Genomic DNA, 26,253 nt, shown 5'->3' on the forward strand with positions numbered 1-26,253 from the left:
TGGCGGGAAGGCGCGCAGCGCCAAGGGTGCACCAGTGAGCACCCCCGACCCCGCATTGGGCTTCGATTCCCTCCCCTTCCGGGGGAGGGCCAGGGTGGGGGCAGCGGCGCCCGAACGCACGCCTGCTCCCGCATCGACATCGCCCCGTATCCAAAAGGCCCTGCCCACATGGCGCATCGGCTTCGCCGCCGCTGCGACATGGCTCTCCCTCGGCCTGCTCACGATCTATTGGCCGAACCAGGCCGTGGGCTTCAGCGACTGGGCCTATACCGACGAGTTCGGCATCGCAGCCATTGCCATCGGTGCGTTGCTGCTGGCCGTCGCATTGCTCGGGCCGCGTGCCGGCCGCGTCGCACGGGCGCTGCGGCCCGCCGGCCCTTGGCTCGTCGCACTGCCCGTGCTCTTCGCCATCTGGGAGATTGCCACGGCCAAGCTCGCGCTGCTCCCCACGCCGTTCTTCGCGCCGCCGCAGAGCCTCGTCGAAACCTACATCGACGATTGGCGCCGCCTCGGCGAAAGTCTGTTGCACTCGGCGCGGCTGCTCGCCCACGGCTTCGTGCTGGGCGCGCTCGCGGGCTTTCTCACGGGCGTGACCATCGGCTGGTCGCGCATCGCGGGCTACTGGGTGCATCCGGTGCTGCGCTTCCTGGGGCCTGTGCCGGCCTCGGCGCTGCTGCCGCTCGCATTCTTCTTCTTCCCATCGAGCTATGCGGCCGCGGTGTTCCTGATTGCGCTGGCCACCGGCTTTCCGGTCGCGGTGCTCACCTGGTCCGGCGTGGCGGGCGTCAACCGCAACTACTACGACGTGGCGCGCACCATGGGCGCGAGCGAGCGTTTCCTGGTGCTGCGCGTGGCCATTCCGGCGGCCTTGCCGCAGGTGTTCGTGGGCCTCTTCATGGGCCTGGGCGCGGCGTTCTCGGTGCTGGTGACGGCCGAGATGATGGGCGTGAAGGCCGGGCTCGGCTTCTATCTTTCGTGGGCGCAGGGCTGGGCCTCGTACTCGAACATGTACGCCGCGCTGATCGTGATGGCCGTGCTGTGCTCGGGCCTGATCACGTTGCTCTTCAAGGTGCGCGACCGCGTGTTGTCGTGGCAGAAAGGAACCGTCAAATGGTAGCCGCCGCAGTTGCTGCCGAAGCGGGTGTGCGCCAGTCCGGCGCACACATCGACATTCGCGGTGTGAGCCATTGGTTCGATGTGGCGGCGGGGCCGCTGCAGGTGCTCGACGACATCGACCTCACGGTGAAGCCGGGAGAGTTCGTCGCGCTGCTCGGGCCGAGCGGCTGCGGCAAGTCGACCTTGCTGCGCCTCGTGGCTGGGCTCGAACCCGCCACGGCCGGCCGCATCACGCAGGACGATGCGCTCATCACGCGGCCCGACCCGTCCCGCATCGTCGTGTTCCAGGACCCCACGCTCTACCCGTGGCGCAGCGTGTGGGACAACGTGGCGCTGGGCCTGCAGGCGCGCGGCGTGCTCAAGGCGCAGCGCGGGCGAGTCGACGAGGCGCTCAAGCTCGTCGGCCTCACCGACTTTGCAAAAGCCTTTCCGCACCAGCTCTCGGGCGGCATGGCGCAGCGCGTGGCATTGGCGCGCGCACTCGTCAACGATCCGCAATTGCTTGTGCTCGACGAACCGCTCGGCAAGCTCGATTCGCTCACGCGCATCTCGATGCAGAGCGAGCTGGTCAACCTGTGGCAGCGCGCGGGTTTCTCGGCCTTGCTCGTCACGCACGACGTGGAGGAGGCGCTGTTCCTCGCCAACCGCGTGATCGTGCTGAGCGACCGGCCGGCGCGCATCGCGGCGGAGATCGTGGTCGACCTGCCGTATCCCCGCCATCGCGGCCATGCACGGCTGGCAGAACTGCGCCACGAGGCGCTCAGGCACCTGGGGCTCGACGCGACGTGGTGACATGAACAGCACGCCGCAGGCCGATTGGCTCAACCTGCTGATCGGCCTGCTCCAAAGCGCGCAGCTGCAGCTGCTGCGCGTGCTCGATGCGCTCGGGCTCGCACGGCAGGTGCACGGCCAAGCGGCCTGGCCATGGTCGCATCGCCTCTCGGGCGAAAACCTGTTGATCGACCTGGGCCAGGCGCGCAGCCTTGCGTGGACGCTGGTCCTTGTTTCCGCAGCGCTGTTTGCGCTGTTGCTCGCGTTGTTGTGGCGGCGCCCGCGCTTCTACTTTCTGGCAGTGGTGCCGATGCTGCTGATCGCCGCGCCATGGCCGCAGGCGCACGTGGTGCTGGTGCCCGCAACGCCGACCAGCTTTCACTCCGCGCCGCCCGGCTTTACAGCAGCCTCCATCGCACGCGGCCGCGTGCTGTACGAACAGAACTGCGTCGCATGCCATGGTGTTGACGGCAGGGGCGAAGGGCCGCTCGCGGCTTCGCTGGCAGTCTGGCCGCCCAATCTCAACGGCCCCTTGCTGTGGCGGCGTGCCGACGGTGATCTGCTCTGGCGCATTCTTCATGGCACGCGAGATACGCAGCATGGCGGGGCCACGATGCCGGGCTTCGGCGAAAAGATCGACGAGGCCGAGGCGTGGGCGCTCATCGACTACATGAAGGCGCTGGGCGCCGGGCAGAACTTGCGCGCGCTCGGCAATTGGCCACAGCCCATCGGCCTGCCCGACATGGCGGTGCGCTGCGGTTCGCAGCCGCCGCGCACGCTCGCAAGCTGGCGCGGGCAGCGTGTGCGCATCGTCGCCGGCAACGCGGCGCCCGCTGAAGATCCGCGGCTCGTGACGGTGCTGCTCGTGCCGCCGTCTCCGATGGCATCGAGCGCCACCGCCGATTGCGTTGCGCAGTCCGCCGCCGCGTGGGAGGCGCTGGCTTTGATAACCGGAACCGACCGCCTTGCCGGCACGCAGCTCATCGCCGACCGCGACGGTTGGCTGCGCGTGCGCGGCGAGCCCGGCAAAGCGGGCTGGTCCGACGACGACCTGGTCTGCCGCAGCGAACGCCCGCCCGCCCGGGCGGGGCAGGGCGCCGCCTTGCCCGCCGACGGGCTGGGCGCGCTCATCGCCCGCATGGACGCCGAGCCCGTGCGCTTCGTCAAGGGCGGCTTCATCCACTGATCTTTTTTCCTTCACCCCGCAACGAACACGGAGAACCCATGAACTCATCACACCTTGATCGATCGCGCCGGCGGCTGCTGACGCACAGCCTCGCCGCGGCCACGGCCATCAGCTTGCCTGCGTTCTCGTTCCAAGCCAATGCGCAGGGCCGCCCGGTGCTCAAGGCCGGGGATCAGAAGGGCGGGCTGCGCGCGCTGCTCGAAGCGGCCGGCGGGCTCGAAGGCTTGAACTACGACATCCAGTGGTCCGAATTCCCCGCGGCCGCGCCGCTGGCCGAAGCGCTGAATGCGGCGGCCGTCGATTCCGGCCCCATCGGCGACGCGCCGCTTGTCTTCGCGCTTGCCGCCGGCACGCGTGTCAAGGCCATCGGCGCGAACCGTTCGGATTCCTATGGCACGGCGGTGCTCGCGCGCCCCGATTCACCGCTCAAGACCGCCGCCGACCTCAAGGGCAAGAGCATTGCCACCAACCGCGGCTCCATCGGCCACTACGTGACACTCAAGGCCATCACCGCGGCGGGCCTCAAGCCCGAGGAGGTGAACATCCGCTTTCTTGCGCCGGCTGATGCAAAGCTTGCACTCACGCAGGGCTCGGTCGATGCCTGGGCCACCTGGGAGCCCTACACCGCGCTGGCCGAAGTCAGCCACCACGCGCGCGTGCTCGTCAGCGGGCGCGGGCTGCTGCCCGGGCTCAGCTACCTCGCGGCCACCGATGCCGCCATTGCCGCCAAGCGGCCGGTTCTGCAGGATTTTTTGCAGCGCGTGGTGAAGGCGCAGCTCTGGTCGTACCGCAATGTCGACGCCTACTCGGCCGCGCTCGCGCGCATCATCGGCATTCCGCCCGAGGCGGCCAAGCTTCAGTTCGAACGCCGCCAGCAGAAGTGGGTGCCTATCGATGCGCAGGTCGTTGCCGACCAGCAGGGCACGGCGGACTTCTACCGCCAGGTCGGGCTCATCAAGCAACCGCTCGATGTGAAGACCACCTTCGACACGGGCTTTGGGGTCGCGGCGCAGGGCTGATCGATCACGCGCGGCTGCGATCGGCGGCGCGCACCAGCTGCGACAGACGCTTGACCAGCGGCTCGAAGAGTTCCGCCGAGGTGTTGCCGTAGCCCAGCACCAGGCCGTTGTCCGCCGCCTTCGGCTGGATCGCGAAGCTCGACAGCGGCACGGGCGCGAGTTGATGGCGCAGCGCTTCGGTGGCGATCCGCCGGTCGTCGAAGCGAGGCGGCAGCCGCACCGTGAGGTGCAGCCCGCAGTAGCCGCCGTCGATCTCGTGCGGCACCTTGAGGTGCCGGGTCAGCGCCAGCCGCAGTGCCTGCTGCCGCTCGCGGTAGAGCCGCCGCATGCGGCCCAGGTGCCGGCTGAACTGTCCGCTCTCGATGAAGTCGGCCATGGCCAGCTGTTCGTGGCGATGGCCGCCGCGCAGCATTTCCCCGAGCGCCGTCTGCACCACCGCCATGAGCTGCCGCGGCAGCACCAGGAAGCCGAGCCGCAGCGAGGGGAACATCGTCTTGCTGAAGGTGCCGATGTAGAGCACCGGGGCGTCGTCCACCAGCCCCTGCATGGCTCCGATGGGTTCGCCGGTGTGGCGGAACTCGCTGTCGTAGTCGTCCTCGATGATCCATGCGCCGTGCCGGCGCGCCTCTGCGATCAGCGCCAGTCGGCGCGCGATGCTCAGCACGGCACCGGCCGGGTACTGGTGCGAGGGCGTGGTGTAGATCAACCGGGGCGGGTGCTTCTGCCAGTCGTTCGCGCTCGCGCACAGGCCCTCTGCGTCGACCCGCACGGGCACGATGCGCATGTCGCCGGCATGCATGGCCGCCTTCGCACCGCGATAGCCCGGGTCTTCGACCCAACCCGTTTCACCGGGATTCGCCAGCAGCCGCACGCACAAGGAGATGGCTTCCTGTGCGCCTTCGGCAATGACCACCTGCGATGCGTCGCATCGGACACCGCGCGCAATGGCCAGGTGCCGTGCGATGGCCGCGCGCAGCGGCGGCTCGCCCAGCGGAGGTCCGTAGCCGAGCGTGGCCGGGCTGGCGGCACGCATGGCCCGGTCCAGTGCCCCCCGCCAGGCTGCGGAAGGAAAGTGCGACAGCGCCGGCACGCCCGGGCGCAGGGCCGCGTCCGGAATGGTGAAAGGCGTGCTCGGCTTGATGCCGGCCAGGCGACGCGCAGTGGCCGGCGCGCCCGCGGATTTGCCCAAGCGCCGCGGCAACGCCGGTGAAGTCAATTCAGTGACCCGCGTGCCCTGGCGGTCCGGCCGCACGTAGCCCTCGGCGGCCAGATGCTCGTAGGTTGCGGTGACGGTGTTGCGTGAGACAGCGAGCGCCTCGGCCAGCGCGCGCGAACCGGGCAGCCGGCTGCCCGGCGCCAGGCTGCCGTCGAGAATGGCGCGCTTCAGGCGCTCGTGCAGCTGGCGCTGCATCGAGCCGGCCTCGCGATCGCGGGCCAGAGGGGATTCGAACAGTGCGGCCGCGTCGAGGTGGGAAAGGTTGCTCATGAGCGAAAACGTGGCACCATGAAATGAATATGGCGTGGTACTTCCTGTAGCGCCACGCCGGGCGTACTTTACCGTTCCCCGGCACTGCCGCTACCTTTGCTTCCGAAAGCCTCCCCATGTCAGCTCGCCACAACGAATACGGCCAATCCATCGGTCCCCTGGTGCCCGAATGGACGCCTCGTTCCCAGCCGCCGCGCCGCCCCATCGTGGGGCGCTACTGCGTGCTCGAACCGCTCGATGCCGCCCGGCACGCCGACGACCTCCACGCCGCCTATGCGCTGGCACCCGACGATCGCGACTGGACCTACCTGTTCTTCGAACGGCCCGCCGACGTGGCAAGCACGCGGGCCTACATCGAACGCGCCGCGCAGAGCGCCGATCCCATGCACTTCGCGGTCATCGATCTGCAGACCGGCCGGGCCGTCGGTACGCTGGCGCTGATGCGCATCGACCCGGCCCACGGCACGATCGAGGTCGGCGTCGTCGTTTTTTCTCCGCTGCTGAAGCAGACGCCGATGTCCACCGAAGCGCAGTACCTGCTGATGAAGCTGGCTTTCGACGAACTCGGCTACCGGCGCTACGAATGGAAATGCGACAGCTGCAACGAGCCGTCGAAGCGCGCTGCCTTGCGCCTGGGCCTTCAATTCGAAGGCATCTTCCGGCAGGCGATTGTCTACAAGGGCCGAAGCCGCGACACCGCGTGGTTCTCGATCGTCGACAGCGAATGGCCGGTGTTGCGCACGGCATTCGAGCGCTGGCTTGCGCCGGAAAATTTCGACGCGCAAGGCAGGCAGCGCATGGCACTCGACCGCTTCCGCCTGCCGCGCAGCAGCTGACGGCTTGCGGGCCTGACAGGTTCAGCCGGGCTTTTGCGCCTGTTCGCACTTCACCTGGATCAGCTCGCGCTCGTCCAGCGTGGCGCCAATGCGCACCGCGCTGAGACAGCCGCCCCAGACGCAGCCGGTGTCGGTGGAGAGCAGGTCGGGCCGCGAAAGCCAGCCGAGCGTCGACCAATGGCCAAAGGCCACGGTGGCATTCGCGGTCTTGCGACCGGGCACGTCGAACCAGGGCATGAAGCCTTCGGGGGCGGGGCGCATGCCGTCCTTGCTCTCGAACTCCATCACGCCGTCGGCCGTGCAAAAGCGCATGCGTGTCAGCGCGTTGACGATGGCGCGCAGCCGCGCGCCGCCGGTGAGCGTGTCGCTCCACTGCGCCGGCTCGTTGCCGTACATGCCGAGCAAGAACTCGCCCAGCGCAGGGCCGCGCAGCACCGATTCGACCTCGGCCGCCAGCACCAGCGTGTCGCCCACCGTCCACTGCGGCAGCACGCCGGCATGCACCATGAGCAAGTCGCCGCCATCGATCTGCATGTGCAGCGCCATGTGCTGCTGGCGCACCCACTCGAGCATGACTTCGCTGTCTGGCGCCTCGAGCAGCGCCGCCAGCGTGTCCTTGCGGCTGGGCTTGCGCGCACCGTGCGCCACGCCCAGCAGGTGCAGGTCGTGGTTGCCGAGCAGGCTCAGCGCCGAGGCGCCGAAGCCGTGCACGCGCCGCAGCACGGCGGCCGAGTCGGGCCCGCGGTTGACCAGGTCGCCGAGCAGGACGACGGTGTCGCGGCTGGGGGAGAAACCGATTTTGTCGAGCAGTCGCTGGAGGGCGGCGTCGCAGCCCTGGATGTCGCCGATCAAGTAAAGTGCCATGTCCTCATTTTCACCCCCTGTTCATGGATGTTCTCCTGCTGGCCATGCTGACCACGCTCAATGCGTTGTTCGCGATGTCCGAAATGGCCCTTTCAACCAGCCGGCGCGCGCGCCTGGCAGCGCTGGCCGAGACAGGAGACGCTGGCGCGGAAGCCGCGCTCAAGCTGATGGAGGAGCCGACCCATTTCCTCTCGACCGTGCAGATCGGCATCACCTCGATCGGCATGCTCAGCGGTATCGTGGGAGAGGCCGCCTTCGCGGCGCCGCTCGCCGTGTGGATGGAGCACCTGGGCATGGGCCGCGGCACGGCCAGCGTGGTTTCCACCGCCGTGGTGGTGACCGGCATCACCTTCTTCACCATCATCTTCGGCGAGCTGGTGCCCAAGCGCATCGGCCAGCTTTACCCCGAGCCGGTGGCGCGCTGGGTGTCGCGCCCGATGCGGGGGCTCGCCAAGGGTGCCAAGCCCTTCGTGTGGCTGCTCGCGAGCGCCACCGCCGCGGTGCTGAAGCTGCTGCGCATCGACGCCAATGCCGCGCGCTCCATGACCGAGGAAGAAATTTCGGCCAGCCTCGAAGAGGGCGTGGATGCCGGCGTGATCGAGCAGCACGAGCACCAGATGGTGCGCAACGTGTTCCACCTGGACGACCGCCGGCTGTCGTCGCTCATGGTTCCACGCGCCGACATCGAATGGCTCGACGCGTCGGACACCGTGGCTGAGGCACTGCAGAAAGTGGCGGATGCGGGTGCGCTCAACATCGTGCATTCGTGGTATCCGGTGTGCCGCCATTCGCTCGACGACGTGGTGGGCGTCATCAGCGTGGCGCACCTGCTGCGCCTGGGTACCGGCCATGACGGCGTGCTCGGGCAAGAGGCCGCGCCGGCCGTGTTCGTGCCCGAGACGCTCACCGGCATGGAGCTGCTCGAGCAATTCCGCGAGCGTGGCGGCCGGCTCGTGTTCGTGGTCGACGAATACGGTGTGGTGCAGGGCCTCATGACCCCCCGCGACATGCTCGAAGCCATCACCGGCGAACTGCAGCCCGGCACCCTGACCGACGCCTGGGCGCGCGAGCGGCCCGACGGCGTGTGGGAGCTCGACGGGCTGATGCCTGTTTCCGAGTTGCGTGCGCGGCTCGGCATTCGCGAGCTGCCTGAAGAAGAGCGCGGGCGCTACAACACTGTTGCGGGTTTGCTGATGGCAGTCTCGGGCCATCTGCCCAAGACCGGCGAGGTCATCGACTGCGCCGGCTGGCATTTCGAGATCGCCGCACTCGAGGGACGCCGCATCGACCGGGTGCTGGCCGCGCCCGACAAGACGGCGTCCAGGGACGACTAGGCCCGCCATGCTCTCATTGCTCGCCCTCAGCTGCCCGCAATGCTCGGCACCGCTGCCGCGTGCCGCGCGCTGGCGCACCGTCAACTGCAACTATTGCGGCGCCACCATCACGCGGGGCGAGGAAACTGTCGAGCGCGAGAGCTTTCGCGCGGCGCTGCGCCGGGCGAATGCCGACCACGGCGACACCGGGCGCACGCTGCAATGGCGCGGCGCGCGCTACCGCGTGCTGGCACCGCTGGCCATCGGCGAGCACAGCGAAGTGCTGTTGGCCGAGCGGCTCGGTGCGCTGCCGGAGCGCGTCACGGTCAAGCTGGCACGCGAATCCGCTGACGGCGCCGTGCTGCTGCGCGAAGCCGCGGTGCTGCAGGGCTTGCAGTCGCTCGCCATGCCGGGCGCTTCATATTTCACGCGCCGCCTTCCGCAGCCGGTGGGCACGGGGCTGGCCGAAGGGCTTGCAGACGGTAGTCGCCAGGCGCTGGTACTGCGCCACCCGCCCGGTTTCTGGGGCAGCCTGCACAACCTGCAGCAGGCCAACCCGCGGGGCATCGATGCGCGGCATGCCGTGTGGCTCTGGCGTCGCATGCTCGAGGTGCTGGCCTTCGTGCACGACGCGGGCTGGACCCATCGCGACCTGTCGCCCGCGCATGCGCTCGTGCATCCGCGCGACCATGGCGTGCTGATCGTCGGCTGGTCGCGCGCGCAGCAGGCGTCCGGGCCCGCCCATGCCGCCGCCGCGGCGCGCGACCTAATGCAAAGCGCCTGGACCGTGCGCGCCGTGCTGCACGGCGGCAAGCCCGATGACAGCCCCGGTTTGGGCGACCGCACGCCCGCGCCGCTCGCCGCCTTGCTGCGCCGATGCAGCGAGGACGCCGCCGAATGCCAGCGGCTGGGCGCGCGCGGCATCGAGCAGGCGTTGTCCACCGCATCGCACGAAGCCTTCGGCACGCCGCAGTTCGTTCATTTCGACCCGGCGCCCGGCGCCTGAAAACAACCATCGAAGAAAACAGAGGAGCACGCACCCATGGGCTACGGAAACTACTCGCACGCCGCTCACACGGCACTCATTGCCGACCGCGCCGCCAAGCCCGGTTCCGAGGTGTTCACCCAGACCGCTACGCACCCGCTGATGAACCCGCACGGGCTCAAGGTGCGCGAGTCGCGCGACAACGCCGACCACCCCAACTCGCTGGGCATTGCGTTCGCGCTCGACGTCACGGGCTCGATGGGCGACATCCCGCAGATCCTCGCGCGCCGCGAGTTGCCCACCTTCATGAAGCTCTTGACCGATTGCGGCGTGGCCGATCCGCAGCTCATGTTCATGGCCATCGGCGATGCGAATTCCGACCAGGCTTCGCTGCAGGTGGGCCAGTTCGAATCGACCGCGCCGCTCATGGACCAGTGGCTGACCTGGAGCTATCTCGAAGGCGGGGGCGGCGGCAGCGGCGAAGAAAGCTACGAGCTGGCTTTCTACGTGATGGCGCAGCACACTGACATGGACTGCTGGGTGAAGCGCAAGAAGCGCGGCTACCTGTTCGTGACCGGCGACGAGCTGCCGTATCCCGCCGTCTCGCGCCGCCAGGTCGAGGGGCTCATCGGCGAAAAGCTCGACGAGGACATTCCGATCGAGGAAGTCATTGCCGCCGCCGCCGAAACCTGCCACCTGTTCTTCCTCATTCCCGACGCACAGCGCCGCCGCCGCCGCGAGCCGCGCTGGCGCGAACTGCTCGGCGATCACGTGATCTGCATGGACTCGCCCGACGACGCCTGCGCGGTGGCCGCCGGCATCGTGGCGCTCACCGAGAAGGCCGTGCCTCATCTCGACGGCCTGGCCAAGGTGATGGCCGCCACCGGCATGGAGAAGCAACGCGTCGCCGGCGTGCTGCATGCGCTCGATGGCTATGCCGCGCTGCTCGATCCGCTGGCACCGCGGCGCGCACCGCCCGCCGCAGCGGACTCGGCGCCTCGTTCCTCGTGGTGGAAGCGGCTCTTCGGTTGACCGCCGTGTGAGCTCCCCGGCACACCCGACGCGCTACGTCTCGCTGCTCGGCCTGGGCTTTGGCGACTGCGGCAAGGGCCGCTTCACCGACCACCTGTGCGGCGAGCTGCAGGCGCACACCGTGGTGCGCTTCAACGGCGGCGCACAGGCCGGCCACAACGTGGTGCTGGCCGACGGCCGCCACCACACCTTTTCGCAGTTTGGCGCCGGCAGCTTTCACGCCGGCGTGGCGACCGTGCTCGCGAGCCCGGTGGTGGTGCACCCGACCGCGCTGCGCGTCGAGGAAGAAGCGCTGCGCCGCGTGGGCGTGAACAACGCCTTCGCTCGCTTGCTGATCGATGCGCGCTGCCGCGTCACCACGCCGTTCCACCAGGCCGCGGGCCGCCTGCGCGAATGGGTGAGGGGAGCGGCGGCGCATGGCAGCTGTGGCGTGGGCGTCGGCGAAACGGTGCGGCAGGCGTTGGCCGCGCCCGGCACGGCCCTGCACTACGGCGACATGCGGCACCCCGCGCGCGCACTCGAAAAGCTCGAAGCCCTGCGCATCGCGCTGCAGCGCGAGTTTGCAGATGCGGCACCTCCACACGCCGAGGCCGCGCAGGAACTGGCCCTGCTCGGCGACACGACGCTTGCGCAGCGCTGGCTCGACGCGGCGGCGCCGTGCTTGCGCCTGTCGCCACCCGCAAGCGCCGACGCCATCGGCCAGCGCTTGGCGCGCCCCGGCGCCGTGCTGTTCGAAGGCGCACAGGGCGTGCTGCTCGACGAGTGGCGCGGCTTTCATCCGCACACCACGTGGAGCACCATTTCCACCGCCGCCGTTGAAGCCGTGCTGCGCGACGCCGGCATCGACGCGCCCGTGCAGCACCTTGGCGTGCTGCGCAGCTACATCACGCGCCACGGCCCCGGGCCGCTGCCCACGCACGACCGCGCGCTCGACGAGCGGCTGGCCGAACCGCACAACGCCGACGAAGGCTGGCAAGGCGCGTTTCGCCGCGGCCATCCCGATGCGATGCTGCTGCGCTATGCGCTCGCGGCGGTTGGCCCGCTCCATGGGCTGGTGGCAAGCCATCTCGATGCAGTGGAAGGCGCGGGATTCCGCTGGTGCGCGGGCTATCGCACCGCCGACGGCGCCAGCCTCGCGTCGCTGCCGTTGGCCGACGACGCGACGGACCTCGAGCAGCAGCACCGGCTGACGCAACTTCTGCAAGGCGCGCAGCCGCTTTACGAGCCCGGCGGCATCGCCACCTCTGAGGCATGGATCGAACGCGTCGAAGCCTTGAGCGGCCAGCGCGTGCGCTACGGCGCATTCGGGCCTGCGCGCGGCGCGGTGCGGTCCTTGCATGCCATTGGCCAGATTGGCCAGATCTGAAAAACCGGCGCAAGCACCCTCAAGCAGAATCCGAAGCCATCACCACGATCGACAGCCCACATGAACCCGACCGAAGACATCTACACCGAGCCCAACGCCGATCCCGACACGCTTGCCAACCTCGGGCCGCTGCGCGCCATGGCCGGCATCTGGGAGGGCAGCCGCGGGGTGGACGTCAAGCCCAAGCGCGAAGGCCCGAAGACGCAGGTCTACGTCGAGCGCTACGAACTGCAGCCAATCGATCCGCAGACCAACGGCCCCCAGCTTCTGTATGGCCTGCGTTACCACACCTACATCCACAAGCCCGGCCTCACCAAGATGTACCACGACCAGGTGGGCTACTGGCTCTGGGAGCCGGCCACCGAGACCGTGCTGCACACGCTGGCCATTCCGCGCGGACAGGTGGCCATGGCCAGCGGCCACGCCAAGGCCGGGGACACGCGCTTCACGCTCAGCGCCGAGCGCGGCAGCCTGGTGAACGGCATCGTGTCCAACCCCTTCATCGAGCATGCCTTCACCACGCTGGCGTGGAACATCACCGTCACCATCAATGCCGACGGCACCTGGTCTTACGACCAGGACACGGTGATGCAGATCCAGGGGCAGGCCGAGCCGTTTCATCACACCGACCGCAACACGCTGACGCGTGTCGGGGCGCCGGGGCTCAACCCCCTGGCGATGCCCGATGCGCCGGCAGCCGTGATTGCATAGCGAGGCTAGCAGAGCCGGCGGCGCCCCTTACCAACGCACCTTCAGACCCACGCTGGCGTTGAGCCCGCTCTTCACGCGCGCCCCGCCGCCCGAGGCCCACAGCTTGCCCACCTCGCCATAGAGGCTCATGCCCGGCGTCAGCCGCAGCGTGGCGCCCGCGGCCAGCTCGGTGCTGGTGCCGCCGGTGCGTGTGGCAATGTCGGTGTAGCCCGCCGGACCGATGAAGCGGGTCACGTCCGTGCCGCTGCTGCTGCGGTAGAGGTTCAGCCGCGCATAGGGTTGCAGCGGGCCGGCGCCGGTGGTCATCTCGCCCTTGATGCGGACGCCAGCGCGCACCAGCCAGCCGCTGTGGCTGTCTTGCTGCACCAGGGCACCGACGATGTGGGCGTCGTCCAGGCTCACGCGCTGGTGCACCAGCTGCAGCTGGGGCTCGACGATCCAGTCCGGCGAGATGTGAAAGCCCTGGCCCACCTCGATGGAGGCCAGCAGGCTGTCGCCCTTGCCCGAACCGGCGGAACCCAGCGCGGTCGATGCCGTGTAGCGGTGGCGCCCGGCCTGCAGCACGCCGTCCAGGTACAGGCCGCTGTCGTTCTTCCAGGTGGCGTAGGCACCGAGGTACTGGCTTCGCAGCTCGTTGGAGCCGACCGCGTAGTTCGGCAAGCCGCGCGCAAAGCCGTTCACGTCCATGCGGCCTTCGAGCTCGCCCACGTAGAGGCCCACGTGCCAACTGGGGTTGGCCCACAGGTCGGCGCCCGCCTGGAAGCCCGTGAGTCGCCCTTCGCTGCGGGGGCTCACGGTGCCGGCCTGGCCGATGGTGCGGTCCATGCTGATGATGCGGGCCCAGGCCTGCCGATAGCCCTGGCCGTTTGTTGCGGTGATGGCGGCGGCCGTATCGTCGCCGACGCGCTGATGCAGGTTGCCCACCATGGCCAGGTTGGCCTGGCGGAACTGCTCCGGCAGCGCGGCGTACAGCGGCACTTCGACACGGTAGGTGGGTACCGTCACGCCGGCTGCCGCCAACGGCGTTCTGCCATCGTCGCTCAGCGGGTCGCCTTCGTTCGGCGGTGGCGCGGGCGGTGCAGGCGGCGCGGGGGGTGCCGGCGATGCCGGCGGTGCCGATGGTGCGGGGGGCGCCGGAGGTGCCGGTGGCGGAGGAGGAGGGGGCGGAGGAGGCGGCGGCGGCGCGACGATGATGCCGGAGCGCAGGTACCAGTTCTCGCCCGCGCCGGCAGCGTCCGCCGCATGCAGGCGGTACTCGTAGGCGCCGGCGTCGACGTGGCCGCCCGCGAGGACGAAGGCGCTGCGGGTGGTCTGTGCGGTCGTGGTGGCCCCGTCCATCGCGGTCACCACCTCGATGCCGCTGCCGGTGGTCAGCGCGCCCAGGCCGCCCAGGTTGGTGATCTGTATGAATGTGGTGCCGCTCGCGACGGCCGAGCACCCGCACAGGATCAACCGGTCGCTCAGGCTGCTGCTCGTGCCGAGGGCCGTGCCCAGGCGCAGCGTGCCGCCGTTGCCTACCCAGGGGCCCTGCACCGTGAGCGTGGCGCCCGGCACGCTGCTCAGCAGCGAGACGGTGCCGCCGATGGCCATCGATGCGATGGTCTGGCTGTGGCCGGCCAAGTCGAGCGTGGCGCCCGGCGCCACCGTGAAGTTGCTGGCGTGGCTGAAGGTATTGGCCGCGCCCGCGCGCAGGGTGCCCGCGGCGACGTTGGTGGCGCCCGTGTACGTGCTGGCTGCGCCGAGCGTCAGCGTGCCCGCGCCATCCTTCACGAGCCCGCCGACGCCCGAGATGGGGCCCGACCACGTCATGCCGTAGCCGTGAGTGTCGATGGTGCCCGTGCCGTCGATCCGCAAGGCATTGGCCATGTTCAGGCCTTCGGCGCCGGGGATCACGCTGGCGGCAGCCCCGCTGTCGATGCGGATGTCGCCCACGAGCGATGAGCCCGCGTTCACGGTCAGGCTGCTGCCGCCGCCCGTGAATCTGACAGCCGATGCGCGCGTGACCCCGTCGCCGCCCAGCCCGCCGGCAATGGTGCCGTTGTTGGTGAGGAAGAGGTTGGCGCCCATCACGCCCTCGCCGCCGGCCCCATTGGCGCCGCTTGCGCCGCCGTTGCTGTTGGCCCCGCCGATGCCGCCGGTTCCACCGGCAATGGTGCCGCCGTTGATGAGCGTTGCGCCGGCCCCGGTAGACCGGAGCCCGATGCCGCCGTCTCCGCCGCCGCCGGGCGCACCGGTGCCGCCCGCTCCGCCGCCGCCGGCACCGCCTGCGCCACCGGCGCCGCCGGTGATCTGGCCGGAGTTGTTGACCGTCACGGTGCTGCCCGCCAGCGTGACGCCGTGCCCGCCGGCACCGCCGCCGCCGCCCGCGGCGTTGAACCGGGCCGGCAGCAGCTCGGAGCCGCCGGCTCCGCCCACACCCCCGGTGATGTTGCCGCTGTTGCCGAAGTTGAATCCCGGCGAAGTCGGGCGCATGAAGAACCCGCCGCCTCCGCTGCCGCCCCCACCGCCTTGCGAATAGGCGTCGCCACCCTTGCCGCCCGCGCCGCCCGTGGAGTTGCCGGAGGCATAGTAGTCGCCGAGAGGCCCGATCAGCGTGGATCCATAGCCTCCCGCGCCGCCGCCGCCGGCCGCCCAGAACCCGTTGCCGCCCGCACCTCCGCGGCCTCCCGTGAAGCTTCCGAAGGACGCCATGGTGCTGGAACTCATCGCCAGGCCGTAGTACCCGCCGCCGCCTCCGCCGCCATATCCGTTGCCGGCGCCGAAGCCGCCGGTATGCGATTCGCCCGCGGCGCCGTCGGCGCCCGGCGAGGCTCCCGCCGCACCGCCCGCGCCCGCGGTGGCGCCAGCGAAGGAGCCGATGTCGGCGGCGGATCCCGCCGCCACGCCGGCGTCGGTCGACGATCCGCCGTCGCCCCCGCGCGAGCCCAGATAGACATCGTTGAGGGCGCCACTGCCGCCACTGCCGTCGCTGCCGCCGGCCCCGCCGTGCAGTGCGGTGCTGACGGGCTGGCCGCCCGCGCCACCGGCTGCCAGTGCCGCCGAGGCGCTCAGGTAGAGCACCGCGATGGCAATCGCATGCAGGCCGACCAACGCGGCCGCGCGCTGGCCGCTGCCGGCGCTGGCCGAGCGAGCGTGGCCGCGCGAAATTTCGGGTGCAGCCACCCAGGCGCCACGTGCGGGATTCCAGAGCGTCCGGAAAATTCTGTTCATGGTTTCACCTTTGCCGATCTGTTGCGTCTTCAGGCCGCGCGCCGTGCTGCAAGCAGCAGGAGCAAACACACGACCACCACGAGCGAAGCAAGCAGAGCGAACTCCATGAACGACATGCCCGCCTCTTCATGCAGCAGGTTCGTCAGGTTTCTTGGCTGCAGGTTGAGCGGTTCCATGCGTGTCTCCCAGTGACGGTGTGGCCGACCGGCGCCGCCCGGTCCCCGCATCGGGCCCAGGCACTTCGCCGGTGGAGTCACTGTAGAAATTGCGCCGCCCGTGCACATGAGCGGTGCGCCCCTTCCCGGGCGAGACAAGCGCCCCGCCGCCGCCGCCCACAAGCGTGACAAATCGCCTGCGTCCTACAGGCACGGCGGCGCTTTGCCCCGAGGATGGGGGCATGAGCAAACTGATCCTTGCGTGCCTTGGCGCGGCCGTCTGTTCGGCCGCCGCCGCTGCAATGGCCGAGCCCGTGAAGGTGCCTGTCGACAGCGACGAGAAGGGCACCATCTACGTGGCGCCCAACGTCAATTCCACCGAAACCTCGGCCTACACCAGGGGCGCCACCGTGGGCTTGCAGCGGCCCGACGGCAGCGGCACCTACATAGGCACCGACACCACCACGCCCCGGCCCACCTACTCGCTGGGCGCGAGCACGGGCGGCAACGTGTCGCTCACGGGCGGCGTGCTATCGGATGGCAAGAACAACAACGGCGTGAAAGCCGGTGTGACCATCAAGTACTGAGAGAGCCGCGCCGCTCAGACGAAGGTGCCGTACACGATGAATCCGTCGTGGCTGGCAACCCTGTCGTAGAGCCTGCGCCCGGCCGCGTTGGTCACGTGCGTCTGCCAGTACAGGCGATGCGCCCCCACGCCCTTCACGTGCGCGCACACGCCCTCGATCAACTGGCGCCCCACGCCCTGGCCCCGCTCCGAAGGCAGCGTGAACAGGTCCTGCAGGTAGCAGTTCGGCTCGATGCGCGTCGTGCTTCGATGAAACAGGTAGTGCGTCAGGCCCACCAACTGGCCTTCGCGCTCGGCCACCAGCGCATGCACCGGTTCGTAGGGATCGAAGAAGCGCTGCCAGGTGACCTGCGTGATCTCGTCAGGCAGCGCGGTGGGACCTTCGCGCTTGTAGAAGGCGTTGTAGCCGTCCCACAGCGGCTTCCATGCCGCGTAGTCGTCTCGCGTCGGTGGGCGAATCAGGAGAGAAGGAGAAGAAGAGGTCGTCATGCGTCGGTTGCGTGCACGTTTGAAAACGTGCAATTGCAACACGACACGGCCCCGCCATGGGCAATCGTCATGATTGGCGCACCAGCCTGTCCGTTCGATCTGCCGGCGCGGTGGCCGGTGGGGAGGCCGGAGCGACGTCTGTTGGTGCCCTGGACAGGGCGCATGCAGCCGCTTCCACGCGCGGCATCGGCGGGAACACCGGCGGCTCGTTGGCCGGGCCCATCGACTGCTCCAGGAAGTCGAGCATCGTGCGCATGGCCGCGCTGTTGTGGCGGCGCTGCGAGTAGGCCGCATACAGCCAGTGGTCGTGCGGCATGTGCTCGCGCAGCACCGGCACCAGCGCACCGCGTTCCATGTGCGACTGCGCCAGGGGCTCCGGCACATAGGCCACGCCCGCGCCGCGCAGCGCCAGCTCGATGAGCGCGACCGCGTCGTTGGCCTCCATGCGGCTGTGCACCGCCACGTCGACAGCCTTGCCGTCGGTCTCGAAGGGCAGGTGGGTGGTGGGCTTGGCCGAATAGCTCAGCACGTCGTGGCGTGCCAGGTCTTCGGGCACCCTGGGAATGCCGCGCCGGGCCCAATAGGTGGGGCTTGCGCAGACCACCATGTCGAATGGCACCAGCCGGCGCACGATCAGGTTCATGTCGTCGATGCGCCCGCCCGTCAGGTGAATGTCGATGCCTTCCTCGATCAGGTCGATCTCGCTGTTGGTGAACACCAGGCTCACGTACACGTCGGGATAGAGCCTGATGAATTCGGCGATCACGTCGGACAGCCAGCCGGCAATGAGTCCGTTCGGCGCGCTCATGCGCAGGCGCCCGCGCGGATGCGAGGCATGGGCCTGCAGGTCGTTCAGCGTGGCCTCCGCCATGTTCACCAGTTCGGCGCTGCGGTCGAGCAGCACCTGGCCGGCGTCCGTCAGGCTCAGCGAACGCGTGGAGCGGTTGAGCAGGCGCACGCCACTGCGCTCTTCCAGCTCGGCCACGTAGCGGCTGACGGTGGCTTTCGACATGCCGAGCGAGATGGCTGCGCGGGAGAAGCTGCGCCGAAACGCCACTTCGCGGAATGTTTTGATGAGATCGAGGCCGTCCATGGTGTCTGCATTGTTCCAGTTTCCCGCAATGGGCCGCTGCCCTGGGGCTATAAAGACCGCGTCCGAGCCGGTGCGGATTAAAGTAGGCCATGGCCGATTCGCTGCTGCTGCTCACGCTGAACGCCGGGTCGTCGTCGATCAAGGCGGCGCTGTTCGATGCGGGCGGCTGCGACAACGGCGGCGCGCTGCCCGCCGCCCGATGGTCGGGCGAGGCCGATGGCCTGGGCGCGGGGCCGAAGGCGCGGTTGCGCGTGCGCGACGCGGAAGGCCGCACGCTGCACGATGCCGCGCTGAAAAGCGACCAGCGTTCGCACCAAGGTGCGCTTGCTGCGCTGCTCGACTGGCATGCGCGGCAGGGCGGCGGGGCGCGCATTGCCGCGGTCGGGCACCGCATCGTGCATGGCGGGGTGAACTTCGTGGCGCCGGTGCGCGCCGATGAAGCGGTGTTGAACGAACTGGCAACGCTCGAGCCACTCGCGCCTTTGCATCAGCCGCACAACCTTGCAGGCGTCCGCGTCGCGATGCAGGCCTTTGGCGGCGTGCCGCAGGTGCTGTGCTTCGACACCGCCTTTCATGCGGTGCAGCCCGACGTGAACCGCCGCTTCGCGCTGCCGCGCGCGCTGCACGACGCGGGCGTGCGGCGCTACGGCTTTCATGGCTTGTCCTACGAATCGATCGTGGCGCAGTTCGCGCAACTTGCGCCCCAACTCGCGCTGCAACGCGTGATCGTCGCGCACCTGGGCAACGGCGCTTCGATGTGCGCCATGGCGCAGGGCCGGTCGGTCGCGACGACGATGACCTTTTCTCCGCTCGACGGCCTCACCATGGGCACGCGCTGCGGCCACCTCGACGCGGCCGTCGTGCTGTACCTGATGCGTTCGCGCGGCATGACGGCCGACGCGGTCGAGAAACTGCTGTTCCGCGAATCAGGTCTGCTGGGGCTTTCGGGCGTGTCCAGCGACATGCGCGAACTCGAGACATCGAACCTGCCCGCCGCCGCTGAAGCCATCACGCATTTTGTCGAGCAGGTGGTGCAGCACATTGGCAGCCTTGCCGCGGCGCTTCGCGGTGTCGATGCCATCGTGTTCACCGGCGGCATCGGCGAGAACGCCGCTAAGCTTCGCGAGCGCATTCTCGAAGAGTGCGGCTGGCTCGGTATCGATGTCGATGCGCGGGCCAACGCTGCCGGTGCGACGCGGCTGACCACCCCGCAGAGCCGTGTCAGCGCCTGGGTGTTCAAGACCGACGAAGAGGCGGTGATCGCGCGGCACACGCTTCACGACGCAGGTTCGAGAAGGACGTTCTTCGCAACCCCCTCGTGAGGCCGTGCCCGCACCAGCCAGTTCGAAGCGACCAGCGCAAGAAGCGCGGCCACCGCGGCGCAGCCGAACACGGATTGCAGGCCGTGGCCCAGCGCCATCGTGACGGCATCCGCCGCTTTGCCGTGTGCCAGTGCGCCTGACGTGGCAAGCTCCCGCTTGATCAGGTGCGTGAGTAGCGCGGCCAGCAGTGCCACACCCGCGGCGCCGCCAAGGCTGCGCAGCATGATGGGTGCCGCCGTGGCAATGCCCATGTGCTGCGCCGGCGATACGCGCTGCGCCACCACCGTGACGATGGGAAAGAGCAGCCCGAGCCCGAGTCCCAGGGGTAGCAGCGCCGCCGACAGCGCCAGGGGTTCACCGGGAAGCCAGCGCAGCGCGCCCACCATCAGGCCGAACGACAGCAACATCAGCACACAGGCCACACGCGCCACCGAGACGGCGGGCCTTTGCGCACGCAGCAGCTTGCCGCTGGTCACGGCCGCCACGGTGATGCCCGCCATCAAGGGCAGCAAGTGCCAGGCAGAGCCCGTGGGCGAAAGGTGCAGGCCGATCTGCAGATATTGCGGCAGGAACACCACCGCGGCGTAGAGCGCAACGCCGCTGGCCATCCCGATGAAGCTGACCGCTGCATAGGCCGGGCGGGCGAACAGCGAAAGCGGCAGCAAGGGATGCGCGGCGCGATGTTGACGCCAGATAAAAGCCAGCGCGAACTTGGCTCCCAGCCCCAACAGAAGCCAAAGTGAAACGCGCTCGGGCAAGTTCAGGTTGCCATGCTGGGTGGCGAGCAACAGCAAGACAAGAGCGGCCGTGAGCAGCGCCGCGCCGAGCCAATCGATGCGCATGCGCTGCTGTCCCTCCGCAGCTGGTGCTTCCACCGCCATCGGCTTCGAGGGCAGGGTCGATGCCAGCACCCCCCAGGCCAGCGCGGCCGGTGGCACGTTCATCCAGAAAGCCCAATGCCACGACAGATGCTCCACCAGTGCGCCGCCCAGCAGCGGGCCGAACATGGTCGAGACCCCGTATGCAGCGCCCAGCAGCGCCTGGTAGCGGCCGCGCTGGTCGGGCGCGAACAGGTCCGGAACCGTCAGCATGGTGAGCGTCATCAGGCCGCCGCCGCCTGCGCCTTGCAGCGCGCGCGCAAGCACCAACTGCTGCACATTCTGGCTCGCTCCGCAGGCCAGCGAACCGGCCAGGAACAAGCCGATGGCCAACAGCAGCATCGGCTTCTTGCCGAGCACGTCGGCCAGGCGCCCGTACAGCGCAATGACCACCGTCGCGGCCAGCAGATAGGCCGAGAACACCCACGCCAGCGGCCAGCCTCCCGGGAGCTCACGAGAAATGACGGGCAGCGCGGTGGACAGGATGGTCTGGTCGAGCGCCGCGAGGATCAGCGTCAGCACGAGCATGGCGAATGGCAGCAGAGGCGAAGAAGTGCGCAGGGTTTTCATGGAACCGTTTCGATCAGGGCAGGGAGCGCCAGTGTCGAGAGCGGCAATGATTTTGTACAGTGCAATGTATTGAACATATGATTTCGTATGGCGAACACATACGACCTGAACCTGTTGACCGCGCTCGATGCGCTGCTCTCCACCGGCAGCGTGACGGCGGCTGCGGCGCGAATGCACCTGAGCACGCCCGCCATGAGCCACACCCTCGCACGCATCCGCGAGTCGTTTGGCGACCCGATCCTCGTGCGCGCCGGCCGCAAGCTCGTGCCGACGCCGCGGGCCCTTGCGTTGGCCGAGCCTGTGCGCGCCTTGCTCGCACAGGCCCAGGCGTTGCGCGCACCCGCGGATGCTGAAAGCCTCGCTGCCCTGCGACGTCGCTTCGTCGTGCGGGCGCCCGAAGGCATTGCGGTGGTGTTCGGGGCCAGCCTGTCGCAGGCGCTGGAAGTCGAGATGCCGCTGGCTTCGCTCCAGTTTCTCCCCGAAACCCACGCAGACCCGGGCGCACTGCGCGAAGGGCGCATCGACCTGGATGTGGGGAGCTTTCGAGGCACCGATCCCGAAACCGAAACCCAGGTGCTGTCGGAGCAAACACTGGTGGGCGCGGTACGCGCCGGGCATCCGCTGCGGAAGGGCCTGAAGAAAATGCCGATGACGGCAACGCGATATGCAGATGCGCGCCACGTCGGCGTCACGCCGCGCCAGGGCGAGCCTTCGCCGGTGGACACGGCCCTGGCTCAGTTGGGCTTGCAGCGCCAGGTGGCGTTGCTCGTGCCGAGCACCTTCTCGGCGCTGATTGCCGCCTCGCGTACCGATCTGGTGGCCAGTGTTCCTGAACGCACCGCACGGGGCATGGCCGTTTCGCTCGGGCTGGAGGTTTTCGAGCTGCCGGTTGCGGTGCAATCCGAACCCTTGCGTATGGCCTGGCACCCGCGTCACCGCGCCGACCCGGCGCATCAATGGTTGCGCGAACGCATCCGGCGGGTGCTCAATGACCGGCAATGGATCGTGCCTTCGGTCGCGTCGCTGACGGGGGGTGCGAAGAAGGGCGTGATGTGAAGTGGCGCGGTGAGCCCGCGCGCGCCATCAAGCCTGGAAGTTCAATCGAAGCCCCGGCACAGGCCAATCGTCGATGGCAATCAACCGCCCGCTGCCCGACAGCGTGATGAAGGCCGTGCGCATGTCGCGCCCGCCAAAACAGATGTTGGTGGTGAAGCGGTCGGGCAGCGGCACGTGCTCGCAGGTGCTGCCGTCGGGCGCGACGATGGTGATGCCGCCGTGCAGCAGCGTGGCCACGCACAGGTTGCCCAGTGCATCGGCCGCCATCGAGTCGAAGCGCTGGTAGTGCCCGCCTGGCGATGCGCACAGCATGCGGCCGCCGTGCGGTGAAGGCCAGCCGTCCTTGCGCACGCGCCCCGGTGCCGTGATGTCGAAGGCCCAGAGCCGTGCGCCTTCGGTCTCGGCGTAGTAGAGGGTGCGGCCGTCGGGCGACAGCGCGATGCCGTTGGGCGTCATCACCGGCCGCGCGATGGCATGCGCGCCGCTCCCGTCGCTGTGGCCGTAGAACACGCCGCCGCGGTCCATGTCGCGCTCGCGCGTCTTGCCCAGATCGGTGAAGTAGAAGCCGCCTTGCGCGTCGAACACGATGTCGTTGGGCCCGCACAGCGTGCCGCCGTCCGCCGCGTCGTAGAGCCGCTCGGCACGGCCCGTGGCCAGGTTCACGCGCTCGATGCGCCCGCCCGAATAGTCGTCGGCCTGGCCCACCGGCCGGTGACAGCCGTCGGCTTCGGTGTGCCAGCGAAAGCCGCCGTTGTTGCACGCGTACGCCGCGCCGTCGGGCCCCAGGGCCGCGCCGTTCGGCCCGCCGCCCAGGTCGGCCACCACCTGCACCAGGCCGTCGTGCCGCACGCGCGTGAGCGTGCCGCGGGCAATTTCGACCAAGAGCACGGAGCCGTCATCCATGGCAACGGGCCCTTCGGGAAACTGCAGGCCGGTGGCGAGTTCGCGGATTTGCATCAACCAGCCAATCGTCGATCAATCGCCACCGCACCCGCTGCGCTCTAGCACCGGCAGCAGCTGCGGCCCCAGCGATTTGAGCAACTGGGTCGGCAGCGCGCTCGTGAAGCGGTAGCGCGCCGCATAGGGCTCGCCCACGTAGGCCATGATGGTGCCGAAGTAGCGGTCGCCAATCATGAAAACGAAAGTGGCCGAGCGGCTGATCTTGCGCTCTGCACCGGTGCGCCCGCCGCGACCGTTGTGCCCGTAGCGATGGTCGCCCGTGCCGGTCTTGCCGCCTATCTCGATGACGCGGCCGTTGGCGTCTACCAGTGAGCCCTTCAGGCGCCGTGCCGTGCCGTCTTGCACCACCTCGAAGAGCGCGCGGCGCACCGTCGAGGCCACCTCGGGGGGCAGCACCTGTTCAGCGCTGGCGTTGCGTTGCTCAAGGCGTGTTTCATAGGGAGTTTCGCGCGCAAAGTGCAGCGCGCCCACACGCTGCGTGGGCCGCCTTTCGCCGTTGTTGGCGATGATGCCCATCAGCTCGGCCAAGGCCGCCGGCCGGTCGCCTGAGGCGCCAATGGCGCTTGCGTAAGACGGCGTCAGCGATTCGAACGGATAACCCACGCGCTGCCACGAGCGATGGATTTGCGCGAACGCGTCGAGCTCGACCAGCTCGCGCAGGCGCTTGTCCTGCGCGCTCTTGTGGCGCGTCTTGAAGAGCCAGGCGTACACCTCCTGGCGTTCGTCTGCGCTCGCGTTCAGCACGTCGGTCAGCGTGGCACCCGGGTGCTGCCGCAGGTAGCCGACCAGCCACAGCTCGAGCGGATGCACGCGCGCCACGTAGCCGCGATCGGCAAGCGACAAGCCGGAGTAAGTGGTGCGCAGCGCCCGCAATGCGCGCGGCGCGGGGGCGCTGCGGCCCAGCCGCTGCGTGAGCAGCTCGTCGAGCCGTGCTTCGCTGGCATCGGGCTCGATGGTGAACAGCGCGCTTGCCAGGCGTGGCGCCGATGGCTTGAGGCCGCGCAGCAGCAGGGCTTCGGCGTCGGCGGCCGGCAGGCGCTGGTACTTGCGATAGAAGCGGATCATGAAGGCCGAGCCTTCACGGTCGGCAAAGCGCGCCAGCAGCTCGCGCCGGCGCGGGTCGGCAGGGTCTTGCAGCATGCTCTCGGCGTCCGACGCGCCACCGAACATGCGGTGCCGCACCAGGTCGCGCATCAGGCGAATGAACACCAGGTTGACCGAATGCTTGAAGCCTTCGCGCACCGTCATCCATTCGCTGTTGCGCGAGCGCTCGAAATTCTCGAACTGGTGCAGGCCGCCGCCGGTGAAGAAGGCCTCGCCCGGGTCGGCCGAATACTTTCGCTCCATGGCCGCCTCGAGCATGGGCGTGAGACGGCGATCCTTGGCGCGGAGCAGGTACTGCCGCGCCCACGCGCCCAGCGGGTCGCGCGGGCTCGGCTTCAGCGCCGTCAGCTGGGCGGGGCTCAGCTCGCCCCAGCGGCCGTGCAGCTCGGCCACCAGCTCCAGGTAGCTCACCAGCGTGCGCAGCTTGGCGGTGGAGCCTAGGTCCAGCCGCGCGCCCTGGTTCACGTCGAAGGGCTGGTCGATGTTGTCGGCCTGCACGCGCAGCAGGTTGGCCTGGGTGCCACGCTCGAACAGCGTAAAGCTGTAGATCAGCGGGCCCGGGTCGGCACCCGGGTCGAGCAGGTGGGAGCCGTACAACCCCGCCGTCTTGGCCGCGGCCTGCGTGCGCAGGCTGGTGAGCACCTTCGCCGCCAGCGCCTGTGCCTCGCTGTCCAGGCTGGTCTCGGCCTCCAGGTCGAGGCGTTCCAGGTCGTAGGCGCGCGGCACGTTGAGCAGGGTGGAGATGTGGGTGCGCAGCGCCGTCGCGGCCTTGCGCTGCACAAAGTTGGGCCGGGGTGTGGCCGGCAGTGGAGGCCGCAGTTGCAGGGGCACGGCCAGCGCCGCATCGCGCAGCACGGAAGAAATCAAGCCCGCCTCGGCCATCAGCCGAAGATAGCTGTCGGTCAGCCGCGCCAAACCCGTGCCGTCGCTCAGCAGGTGCTGCGACGGGCGGCGCTGCGCAATCATCAAAGACAGGGCCTGCTTGAAAGCCTCCGCCTGCCGCTGGAGTGCTTCGGGCGTGGGCGCGGCCCCTTCTGCGTTGTCGACCAGCAGGCGGTTCACCTCACTGAAATCGCGTCCGTACCAGGTCCACAGCCCGTCGCCCAAGCCGTGCACCTCGCCCATGCCCGGGCGTGCGGCCAGCGGCACGGTGTCGAGGTAGTCGACCACGATCTGGCGGCGCCGCGCCAGCGTGTCCTCGCCGTCCTGGTAGGCACGCACCGAGGCGGACGCCATCTGGCGCAGTTTTTCGCGGACCGACACGGTGCGGCCGTGCGGCGAATGGCGGTACTTCTCGATCTGGGTGGCCAGCGTGCTGCCGCCCGTCGCGGACCCTCCGGGGTTGAACACCCGCAGCGCCTGCTCGGCCGCGGCCTTGGCAAAGCGTTCCGGGTCGAGCGCGGGGTTGCGCTGTGCCGGCTCCGCGTCGAGCAGGTGGCGGTCTTCCACGAACAGCAAGGCGCTGACCAGGAGCGGCGGCACCTCTTCGAAGCGCTCGTACGCGCGCATGGGTACCCGGGTGTGCAGCAGCGCCGTATTGCGGCAGTCGCGCACGGTCAAGCCGGCCTGGTTTTTCTCGCGATACGGGATAAAAAGCCCGCGCTCCTGAAGCTCGATCAGCCGCGGCGACATGCGCGCCTGGCGGGTGATCACGTAGCCCTCGGGCTGCAGGCGCTGGATGAAGTCCGGCAGATCGTGGTAGCCCATGCGCTCGTCATACGGCCCGGTATGGGGAAAGCGGACGGCATCGCTGGCACCCGCCTCGACGGTGTAGCCGGCACCCTTGGCAAAGTCGCGCCACAGGGCCGATTGCCATCGGGAAGTCTTCAGCTCGTTGATCACCGCGTACGCGGCAAGCGCACCCAGTACGGCGAGCCCGCCGCCGATCCAGAAGACCTTTTTGAACCTTGTCATGCTGCCTCGCACAGTCTGAACCGAGGGTCCGTCCATGGCGATGATGCGCTTTCCGCGGCGACTTGGCGCGTGCGCTTTGTGGTCTTCTGTTTCGGAGAACTACCTATGGCGGATCATTGCCACATTGGCATACAAGGTGTAGTTCTTTTGTTTTAACTACACAACGCGGCAGTCCTTTTCACTCTACCGCCTTGTGAGGCGTTTGGGCGCGGCCTTGGCCAGCAATTGAGG

General features: G+C 69.1%; 22 protein-coding genes. 13 read left to right on the plus strand and 9 right to left on the minus strand.

What is annotated here, in order from left to right; translation table 11 throughout:
• Window positions 1-160: 160 nt before the first annotated feature.
• The 4 genes from BLR24_RS08380 to BLR24_RS08395 are packed head-to-tail and all read left to right on the plus strand — an operon-like array spanning window position 161 to window position 4,092.
• A complete protein-coding gene (locus BLR24_RS08380; protein WP_254787225.1) occupies window positions 161-1,117 on the plus strand; it encodes an ABC transporter permease in 957 nt (318 codons plus the stop codon).
• The gene (locus BLR24_RS08385) at window positions 1,111-1,908 is read left to right on the plus strand and encodes an ABC transporter ATP-binding protein (protein ID WP_093015522.1); all 798 of its coding nucleotides are present in this window, start codon (window positions 1,111-1,113) and stop codon (window positions 1,906-1,908) included. Before BLR24_RS08380 ends, BLR24_RS08385 begins: the two co-directional genes overlap by 7 nt.
• A 1-nt stretch (window position 1,909) precedes the next feature.
• A complete protein-coding gene (locus BLR24_RS08390) occupies window positions 1,910-3,073 on the plus strand; it encodes a c-type cytochrome (RefSeq protein ID WP_093015525.1) in 1,164 nt (387 codons plus the stop codon).
• A gap of 38 nt (window positions 3,074-3,111) precedes the next feature.
• On the plus strand, window positions 3,112-4,092 hold the full coding sequence (locus BLR24_RS08395; protein ID WP_093015528.1) for an ABC transporter substrate-binding protein: 981 nt from the start codon (window positions 3,112-3,114) through the stop codon (window positions 4,090-4,092).
• 4 nt (window positions 4,093-4,096) lie between these two features.
• Here BLR24_RS08395 and BLR24_RS08400 read toward each other — a convergent pair whose 3' ends face one another.
• On the minus strand, window positions 4,097-5,578 hold the full coding sequence (locus tag BLR24_RS08400) for a MocR-like pyridoxine biosynthesis transcription factor PdxR (protein ID WP_093015532.1): 1,482 nt from the start codon (window positions 5,576-5,578) through the stop codon (window positions 4,097-4,099).
• Window positions 5,579-5,694: 116 nt separating this feature from the next.
• Here BLR24_RS08400 and BLR24_RS08405 point away from each other — a divergent pair, with 116 nt between their 5' ends.
• Window positions 5,695-6,414, plus strand: coding sequence for a GNAT family N-acetyltransferase (locus BLR24_RS08405; protein ID WP_093015535.1), 720 nt, complete (start codon window positions 5,695-5,697; stop codon window positions 6,412-6,414).
• Window positions 6,415-6,435: 21 nt separating this feature from the next.
• On the opposite strand, the gene BLR24_RS08410 is transcribed toward BLR24_RS08405, so the two are convergent.
• Complete coding sequence (locus tag BLR24_RS08410) at window positions 6,436-7,278, minus strand: symmetrical bis(5'-nucleosyl)-tetraphosphatase (protein WP_093015538.1); 843 nt, start codon at window positions 7,276-7,278, stop codon at window positions 6,436-6,438.
• 23 nt (window positions 7,279-7,301) lie between these two features.
• On the opposite strand from BLR24_RS08410, the gene BLR24_RS08415 reads away from it, so the two are divergent.
• Genes BLR24_RS08415 through BLR24_RS08435 form a run of 5 tightly spaced genes read left to right on the plus strand, consistent with a single transcriptional unit; the run spans window position 7,302 to window position 12,685 of the window.
• Window positions 7,302-8,612 carry a hemolysin family protein gene (locus BLR24_RS08415; RefSeq protein ID WP_093015540.1) on the plus strand — a complete coding sequence of 437 codons (1,311 nt, stop codon included), beginning with the start codon at window positions 7,302-7,304 and terminating at the stop codon, window positions 8,610-8,612.
• A 7-nt stretch (window positions 8,613-8,619) separates the two neighbouring features.
• Complete coding sequence (locus BLR24_RS08420; protein WP_093015543.1) at window positions 8,620-9,597, plus strand: serine/threonine-protein kinase; 978 nt, start codon at window positions 8,620-8,622, stop codon at window positions 9,595-9,597.
• A gap of 36 nt (window positions 9,598-9,633) precedes the next feature.
• Window positions 9,634-10,608, plus strand: a complete 975-nt coding sequence (locus BLR24_RS08425) for a hypothetical protein (protein WP_093015546.1) — start codon at window positions 9,634-9,636, stop codon at window positions 10,606-10,608.
• A 7-nt stretch (window positions 10,609-10,615) separates the two neighbouring features.
• Window positions 10,616-11,974 carry an adenylosuccinate synthetase gene (locus BLR24_RS08430; RefSeq protein ID WP_254787212.1) on the plus strand — a complete coding sequence of 453 codons (1,359 nt, stop codon included), beginning with the start codon at window positions 10,616-10,618 and terminating at the stop codon, window positions 11,972-11,974.
• Between the two features lie 60 nt (window positions 11,975-12,034).
• A complete protein-coding gene (locus BLR24_RS08435; RefSeq protein WP_093015552.1) occupies window positions 12,035-12,685 on the plus strand; it encodes an FABP family protein in 651 nt (216 codons plus the stop codon).
• 27 nt (window positions 12,686-12,712) lie between these two features.
• Here BLR24_RS08435 and BLR24_RS08440 read toward each other — a convergent pair whose 3' ends face one another.
• Both BLR24_RS08440 and BLR24_RS30650 read right to left on the minus strand, forming a co-directional pair.
• Window positions 12,713-15,895, minus strand: a complete 3,183-nt coding sequence (locus BLR24_RS08440) for an autotransporter outer membrane beta-barrel domain-containing protein (RefSeq protein WP_093016307.1) — start codon at window positions 15,893-15,895, stop codon at window positions 12,713-12,715.
• Between the two features lie 29 nt (window positions 15,896-15,924).
• Complete coding sequence (locus tag BLR24_RS30650; protein WP_175543225.1) at window positions 15,925-16,071, minus strand: hypothetical protein; 147 nt, start codon at window positions 16,069-16,071, stop codon at window positions 15,925-15,927.
• 221 nt (window positions 16,072-16,292) lie between these two features.
• Between BLR24_RS30650 and BLR24_RS08445 the strand changes: the two genes are divergently transcribed.
• Window positions 16,293-16,637 (plus strand): hypothetical protein, encoded by a 345-nt coding sequence (locus BLR24_RS08445; RefSeq protein ID WP_093015555.1) that lies wholly within the window; start codon window positions 16,293-16,295, stop codon window positions 16,635-16,637.
• A gap of 14 nt (window positions 16,638-16,651) precedes the next feature.
• Here the strand turns inward: BLR24_RS08445 and BLR24_RS08450 are convergent, their stop codons facing one another.
• Together BLR24_RS08450 and BLR24_RS08455 are read right to left on the minus strand one after the other, a co-directional pair.
• Window positions 16,652-17,125, minus strand: a complete 474-nt coding sequence (locus BLR24_RS08450; RefSeq protein WP_093015557.1) for a GNAT family N-acetyltransferase — start codon at window positions 17,123-17,125, stop codon at window positions 16,652-16,654.
• 67 nt (window positions 17,126-17,192) lie between these two features.
• Window positions 17,193-18,218: a LysR family transcriptional regulator gene (locus BLR24_RS08455; RefSeq protein ID WP_093015560.1), complete on the minus strand. Its 1,026-nt coding sequence runs from the start codon at window positions 18,216-18,218 to the stop codon at window positions 17,193-17,195.
• A gap of 89 nt (window positions 18,219-18,307) precedes the next feature.
• On the opposite strand from BLR24_RS08455, the gene BLR24_RS08460 reads away from it, so the two are divergent.
• Window positions 18,308-19,540, plus strand: coding sequence for an acetate/propionate family kinase (locus BLR24_RS08460; RefSeq protein ID WP_093015563.1), 1,233 nt, complete (start codon window positions 18,308-18,310; stop codon window positions 19,538-19,540).
• On the opposite strand, the gene BLR24_RS08465 is transcribed toward BLR24_RS08460, so the two are convergent.
• Window positions 19,495-20,988 carry an MFS transporter gene (locus BLR24_RS08465; protein ID WP_093015566.1) on the minus strand — a complete coding sequence of 498 codons (1,494 nt, stop codon included), beginning with the start codon at window positions 20,986-20,988 and terminating at the stop codon, window positions 19,495-19,497. The genes BLR24_RS08460 and BLR24_RS08465 overlap by 46 nt on opposite strands.
• 87 nt (window positions 20,989-21,075) lie before the next feature.
• Here BLR24_RS08465 and BLR24_RS08470 point away from each other — a divergent pair, with 87 nt between their 5' ends.
• Window positions 21,076-22,044, plus strand: coding sequence for a LysR family transcriptional regulator (locus tag BLR24_RS08470; protein ID WP_093015569.1), 969 nt, complete (start codon window positions 21,076-21,078; stop codon window positions 22,042-22,044).
• A gap of 27 nt (window positions 22,045-22,071) precedes the next feature.
• On the opposite strand, the gene BLR24_RS08475 is transcribed toward BLR24_RS08470, so the two are convergent.
• On the minus strand, window positions 22,072-23,001 hold the full coding sequence (locus BLR24_RS08475) for an SMP-30/gluconolactonase/LRE family protein (protein WP_093015572.1): 930 nt from the start codon (window positions 22,999-23,001) through the stop codon (window positions 22,072-22,074).
• Between the two features lie 18 nt (window positions 23,002-23,019).
• Window positions 23,020-26,022: a transglycosylase domain-containing protein gene (locus BLR24_RS08480; RefSeq protein ID WP_093015575.1), complete on the minus strand. Its 3,003-nt coding sequence runs from the start codon at window positions 26,020-26,022 to the stop codon at window positions 23,020-23,022.
• Window positions 26,023-26,253: the final 231 nt, after the last annotated feature.

It is taken from the genome of Variovorax sp. OV700, from assembly GCF_900099805.1.
Classification (GTDB): domain Bacteria; phylum Pseudomonadota; class Gammaproteobacteria; order Burkholderiales; family Burkholderiaceae_C; genus Variovorax.

What these genes read in the sequence shown, in the direction of transcription:
- BLR24_RS08385 (WP_093015522.1), top strand. Translation starts at nt 1,111, where the DNA reads ATGGTAGCCGCCGCAGTTGCTGCCGAAGCGGGTGTGCGCCAGTCCGGC.
- BLR24_RS08390 (WP_093015525.1), top strand. Translation starts at nt 1,910, where the DNA reads ATGAACAGCACGCCGCAGGCCGATTGGCTCAACCTGCTGATCGGCCTG.
- BLR24_RS08395 (WP_093015528.1), top strand. Translation starts at nt 3,112, where the DNA reads ATGAACTCATCACACCTTGATCGATCGCGCCGGCGGCTGCTGACGCAC.
- BLR24_RS08400 (WP_093015532.1), bottom strand. Translation starts at nt 5,578, where the DNA reads ATGAGCAACCTTTCCCACCTCGACGCGGCCGCACTGTTCGAATCCCCT.
- BLR24_RS08405 (WP_093015535.1), top strand. Translation starts at nt 5,695, where the DNA reads ATGTCAGCTCGCCACAACGAATACGGCCAATCCATCGGTCCCCTGGTG.
- BLR24_RS08410 (WP_093015538.1), bottom strand. Translation starts at nt 7,278, where the DNA reads ATGGCACTTTACTTGATCGGCGACATCCAGGGCTGCGACGCCGCCCTC.
- BLR24_RS08415 (WP_093015540.1), top strand. Translation starts at nt 7,302, where the DNA reads ATGGATGTTCTCCTGCTGGCCATGCTGACCACGCTCAATGCGTTGTTC.
- BLR24_RS08420 (WP_093015543.1), top strand. Translation starts at nt 8,620, where the DNA reads ATGCTCTCATTGCTCGCCCTCAGCTGCCCGCAATGCTCGGCACCGCTG.
- BLR24_RS08425 (WP_093015546.1), top strand. Translation starts at nt 9,634, where the DNA reads ATGGGCTACGGAAACTACTCGCACGCCGCTCACACGGCACTCATTGCC.
- BLR24_RS08435 (WP_093015552.1), top strand. Translation starts at nt 12,035, where the DNA reads ATGAACCCGACCGAAGACATCTACACCGAGCCCAACGCCGATCCCGAC.
- BLR24_RS08440 (WP_093016307.1), bottom strand. Translation starts at nt 15,895, where the DNA reads ATGAACAGAATTTTCCGGACGCTCTGGAATCCCGCACGTGGCGCCTGG.
- BLR24_RS30650 (WP_175543225.1), bottom strand. Translation starts at nt 16,071, where the DNA reads ATGGAACCGCTCAACCTGCAGCCAAGAAACCTGACGAACCTGCTGCAT.
- BLR24_RS08445 (WP_093015555.1), top strand. Translation starts at nt 16,293, where the DNA reads ATGAGCAAACTGATCCTTGCGTGCCTTGGCGCGGCCGTCTGTTCGGCC.
- BLR24_RS08450 (WP_093015557.1), bottom strand. Translation starts at nt 17,125, where the DNA reads ATGACGACCTCTTCTTCTCCTTCTCTCCTGATTCGCCCACCGACGCGA.
- BLR24_RS08455 (WP_093015560.1), bottom strand. Translation starts at nt 18,218, where the DNA reads ATGGACGGCCTCGATCTCATCAAAACATTCCGCGAAGTGGCGTTTCGG.
- BLR24_RS08460 (WP_093015563.1), top strand. Translation starts at nt 18,308, where the DNA reads ATGGCCGATTCGCTGCTGCTGCTCACGCTGAACGCCGGGTCGTCGTCG.
- BLR24_RS08465 (WP_093015566.1), bottom strand. Translation starts at nt 20,988, where the DNA reads ATGAAAACCCTGCGCACTTCTTCGCCTCTGCTGCCATTCGCCATGCTC.
- BLR24_RS08470 (WP_093015569.1), top strand. Translation starts at nt 21,076, where the DNA reads ATGGCGAACACATACGACCTGAACCTGTTGACCGCGCTCGATGCGCTG.
- BLR24_RS08475 (WP_093015572.1), bottom strand. Translation starts at nt 23,001, where the DNA reads ATGCAAATCCGCGAACTCGCCACCGGCCTGCAGTTTCCCGAAGGGCCC.
- BLR24_RS08480 (WP_093015575.1), bottom strand. Translation starts at nt 26,022, where the DNA reads ATGACAAGGTTCAAAAAGGTCTTCTGGATCGGCGGCGGGCTCGCCGTA.